The sequence below is a fragment of the Treponema sp. UBA785 genome (assembly GCF_002297065.1).
Classification (GTDB): domain Bacteria; phylum Spirochaetota; class Spirochaetia; order Treponematales; family Treponemataceae; genus Treponema_D.
The window spans coordinates 5020-8896 of sequence record NZ_DBJD01000001.1 but is presented as its reverse complement, the minus strand read 5'-3'; the positions used below and the strand labels follow the sequence as shown (position 1 = coordinate 8896).

The 3877-nt window shown below is 36.9% G+C and carries 4 protein-coding genes; 1 reads left to right on the top strand and 3 read right to left on the bottom strand.

Annotated features, from left to right (window positions below; translation table 11 throughout):
• Nucleotides 1-37 precede the first annotated feature (37 nt).
• Nucleotides 38-1078, bottom strand: coding sequence for a GumC domain-containing protein (locus B2X33_RS00045; protein WP_296024830.1), 1041 nt, complete (start codon nt 1076-1078; stop codon nt 38-40).
• A 31-nt stretch (nt 1079-1109) separates the two neighbouring features.
• Nucleotides 1110-1523, bottom strand: a complete 414-nt coding sequence (locus B2X33_RS00040) for a helix-turn-helix domain-containing protein (RefSeq protein ID WP_296024832.1) — start codon at nt 1521-1523, stop codon at nt 1110-1112.
• 99 nt (nt 1524-1622) lie between these two features.
• Here B2X33_RS00040 and B2X33_RS00035 point away from each other — a divergent pair, with 99 nt between their 5' ends.
• Complete coding sequence (locus tag B2X33_RS00035) at nt 1623-2867, top strand: SLBB domain-containing protein (RefSeq protein ID WP_296666507.1); 1245 nt, start codon at nt 1623-1625, stop codon at nt 2865-2867.
• Between the two features lie 50 nt (nt 2868-2917).
• Here the strand turns inward: B2X33_RS00035 and B2X33_RS00030 are convergent, their stop codons facing one another.
• The gene (locus tag B2X33_RS00030) at nt 2918-3685 is read right to left on the bottom strand and encodes a TatD family hydrolase (protein WP_296666505.1); all 768 of its coding nucleotides are present in this window, start codon (nt 3683-3685) and stop codon (nt 2918-2920) included.
• Nucleotides 3686-3877: the final 192 nt, after the last annotated feature.

Sequence of the window (3877 nt, the reverse complement as noted above, 5' to 3'; positions counted from 1 at the left end):
ATACCAAGTTTTATAAAATTTCGTAAAATTTTCATATTTAAACACTCTCTTTTTTTGTCTTTAAATTAAGTTTTTTCTGAGCCTCAGGATCATTTTTTATGTTCTGCCAGGCATTCAATGCAAAAGCCGCAAAAACCGAAATAAAAAATGCCGCAAAAGTAATGATTATGCAAAGTTTTCCGCGGCTAGGCTTGCTCTTCATATCAGGAATTTCCGGACGCTCAAGAATTTGAAAAACAGGCTGTTCACTTTGCATTTTTACTTTCAAAAGTTCATACTGAGTTTTTAACTGTTCATAAACTTTCTGCTGCGCGCTTAATTCCATTTGAATTCTTGCAGTTTCGATTGAAACATTCGGACCGCCCCAAACAGAAACGCCTTTATTTACAGACGCGCCCAAATTCTGAGCCTCTTTTTCAAGCTTTAAGATTTCTTTGTACGTTGCGTCGATATTTGCTTCAAGATTCTTTTTTTCAATCCGGTTAGAATCAAGTCCAAGTTCATCAAAGCGGTTTTGCATCCAGTCAACGGCAAAATTTACAACATCTCTTGCAAAAACAGGATCAATGTCTGTAAAACCTATTGTAAAAACGCTGCTTTCCTCATCATAAGTAGAAACAAGCGTCTTTTTTAAAGCCTTTCTAGTGCTCGTAACAGGAAATTTTTCAATCTTATAACGCTCAGTCAAATTGAATTTTTTATTAACTGCGTCCAAATATTCATTTGAAGTGCTTAAATAATTTGCAAGCGAGCTGCGGGAAGAGCCGCCGCTGCCAACGCTAACGCCTGCTAAACTTGCAAGCGAGGAAAGAGAGCCGGACAAAGAGCCTGAGCTAGAATCTTCTTTTATGAGCATGTGAGCCTGAGGCGTAAACTGGTTTGGAAGAGGAGATTTTTCTGGCGGCAATTTTAAAGAGATTATAGAAAAAACTACTGCTCCAATTATTGCAAGTCCCGTAACTGCAATAATCATAAATTTATAATGAAGAAGAACTGCAATTAAATCCAAAAGCGAAATTTCATCGTCATTCTGCTCCGCAGTCTGTGAAGCAGTTTCTATATTTTGCGAATTTTCCATTTTGACAGTATAAAAAAATAAATACCTTAATTCAATACACTGTTGCAATATGAATAATCATGCTTTCTATCGGTTGTTTTATTGCGGAAGGAATTTTCTCAAGACTGTCAATTATTTTTCGGTTCTTTTTATAAAATTCAATATATTGATTTTTATCTTCTATTTTTTGCAAAACAGAATTGTCATTCTGTTCCGTTTGAGTTTTTTCTTTTTTTAAAAAGCGCTCCGTTGCCGGACGAATTTCTAAATCTTTTTCGTCAATCAGATATTCGAGAGGAACTTCCAGAACTTTTGCAATTTTTAACGCTGTGTCTACTCTTGGCATACTTTCGCGTTCAATACCAAGACCAATTCCCTGATAAGCAATATTTGCGCGAAAAGCTAATTCTTTGCGGGAAATCCCTTTATATTCTATTTCCCTCTCAACGTTTTGCCAAAAACTCATTGTCGCATTTTACTACTTTAGTAGTTTTTTGAAGTTGATTTTCTACAGATGATACATTAAACTACTACAGTAGTTTTTTCTTAAAGAGGGAGCGCAGCCGTGCATTTTTTTAAAACATCTATTGTAACTTCTTTTTTTCTTGCTTTTATTCCTTGCTTTGTTTTTTCACAGGCACAAGTTGCAAATTCAGCCGGGACTTCAGACTCGGTAAAAGAAGAAAAATCTCTTTTTCAGGCAAATGCGCAGCTTGCCATGTCGAGCGCAGATTATCAGGTTACGGCAGGCGACACTTATGCCCTTGCCTTTTACTCAAACGGAACGTCAGTTTCTTACACAATTACAGTAGATTCATCTTATAAAATCCGAATCGCAAATTTGGGCTCTCTAAACTGTGCGGGACTTTCTTTCTTGCAGCTTAAGCAAAACATCGAAAACCTCGTAATGAAAAACTATCCGCTCAGTGTCGTAACCTTTGTTATGCTCCAGCCAGGCATCTTTAAAGTCGTAATAAAAGGCGAAGTTTCCGCTGTTCACGAAGAAAATGCCTGGGCTTTGACAAGGCTTTCTGCAATTGCCGCCAAAGCAGGACTTACAGAACAATCCTCAACCCGAAACATAAAAATAACAAGCCAAAATGGCAAATCAAAAATCTGTGATTTATTTAAGGCAAGGCGCAACGGCGATTTTTCGCAAGATCCATATTTGCGTCCAGGCGACACAATCGAATTTTTCCGGCGCAACCGCAAAGTTTCAATCTCCGGCGCAGTAGAACGCGAAGGCACTTATGAACTTTTGGCAAACGAAAATCTTAGCGATTTAATCAGTTCCTATGCCCATGGCACAACAAAAACCGCAAATCTCACAAAAATCCGCCTTATCCGCATAAGCGAAGAAGACGAAAAAATACAAAAAATCACATATCTTGCAAAATCAGACATAGACAAAAATTATATTCTCAACGACAAAGATTCTGTCTATATTTCTGATTGGCACGAAGAACAGCCGTTTATCGAATTAAAGGGAATTATAAAAAATCCGCAGACTGGCGAAACCACAAATAACGCTTACAATGCCGCTTCTTACAATACATATAGAACAAAAATTCAATTTTTTGCCGACGAAAACTATTCTTCGTTGATTTACCGAATTCGAGATGCATTTACTGTTTTTTCAGACTTAAAAAATGCATACGTTCAGCGCGAAGACCAGAAAATCGCAATCGAAGCGCAAAAAATACTGGACGACCCTCAGTTTATAAGTCCATATTTAGTTCAAAAAGGCGATGAGCTTGTTATTCCGTACAAGAAGATGTTTGACAGCAATTCATCAGGTCTTGATTTTTAGAATTTATAGCGAAGAAAAAACTGTCCTTCTCTGCGCCACTGCCCTTTCTCTTAAAGTTTTGCCTCAAAGTCTTCCAGAATTTTTTCAGAATTTTCATTTATAGTTTTGGCGATTTTTTCTATTTTAAGCCCAAGAACTTCTGCAATATCTTTGTAAATTCTCTTTATTAAAAAAACCGAACTGTCTGTTCCGCCAAGCCACCTTTCAGAATCAGGATTGTCGGTTTCTGCCAAAATCAAATTCAGCGGAGTTTGCTCCAAAAGTTTTTGAATATGCTTTGAGCGTATAGTTTCGCAGCCAAAAGTCTGCATATAATTTCGACTGACAAATTCCTTATAGATTTCTTCCGGGCCGTCATACCAATGAATAACCGGCTTTGCAAAAGGATATTCTTCCAAAATTCTACAGATTTTTTCTTCGGCGTCCGTTGTATGAATCACGCAATATTTTTTTTCCTGATTGCAGTGTTCAAGAAAAAATCTCAAGACTTCTTCCTGCGCCACAGGCGCCGCTTCTTTGTACCAGCAAAAATCCATTCCGATTTCGCCAATAATATGAGATTCTTTTAAAAATTTCTCGTATTCACAAAGCTTTTCTTTTTCTAAAAGCACTTTTTCCGGATGAATTCCCAAGGTTGCAATTATATTTGCCTTAAAACCCAAGGCTTTGGCTTTTTGAGCAATCTGGCAATTTTTTTTATAAGAATCAAGGTCTACCGAAGCCGCAACAATTGTTCCGCAATAAGAAGAAAGCTGTTCAAAAAGTTCATTTTGGTTTTTGTATAAATCCAGGTGCGTATGAAAATCAACAAACTGCATAAAATCAATAAAAATAGCATTTTTGGAAATTTTTTTTCAAGTTGATAAAATTTTATTTAGCCCAATCTCCGAGTTTTATAGTTTAATGTCATCAAGAGATTCCCTTGTCAAGCAAGGGAATGACATAAAGCGGACTGTCGTTATCAGGCTTGTCATTTTGTCATTATCATGCTAGCTACCTTGTCATTATCG

Excerpts from the sequence above, each read along its gene's own strand:
- B2X33_RS00045 (WP_296024830.1), bottom strand. The coding sequence starts at position 1,078 with ATGGAAAATTCGCAAAATATAGAAACTGCTTCACAGACTGCGGAGCAG.
- B2X33_RS00040 (WP_296024832.1), bottom strand. The coding sequence starts at position 1,523 with ATGAGTTTTTGGCAAAACGTTGAGAGGGAAATAGAATATAAAGGGATT.
- B2X33_RS00030 (WP_296666505.1), bottom strand. The coding sequence starts at position 3,685 with ATGCAGTTTGTTGATTTTCATACGCACCTGGATTTATACAAAAACCAA.